General features: G+C 55.3%; 1 protein-coding gene. It reads left to right on the top strand.

Annotated features, from left to right (window positions below):
• Positions 1–380: hypothetical protein (locus NE591_RS13220; RefSeq protein ID WP_256156861.1), on the top strand; the 380-nt coding region annotated here is incomplete at both ends.

The following is a 380-nucleotide window of genomic DNA, read 5'->3' on the forward strand; positions in this document are numbered from 1 at the left end:
CCAAGGTGTGGCACAACGATGCGCTGAAGGAGGGCATTCCGACGGTTACGGGCTCGAGTGGCTGGAGATTCACGGGGAACTGGACAGACGAAGCCACCACGTATACCACTGACCAGTTGAAGGAGCAGGTAATCAATGCGGATGACAAGACCTTTGCTGCCGAGGTGAAGAAGCTCTACTCGGTGACCTATGACTTGAACGGCCGAACCGGAGCGGGTGCTCCGGAAACCACGCAGCATGTTGAAGGCGAGAAGGTTTCGCCAAATTATACGGGCACCAGCAGTCTGAACAATGGAGAGAAGACGATCTTTGTCGGCTGGAGCCTGGAGAAAATCGCGGACGTTCTTCAGGAGGATGCGACTCAAGAAACCATCGGCAAG

This window comes from Adlercreutzia sp. DFI.6.23 (genome assembly GCF_024462535.1).
GTDB lineage: Bacteria > Actinomycetota > Coriobacteriia > Coriobacteriales > Eggerthellaceae > Adlercreutzia > Adlercreutzia rubneri.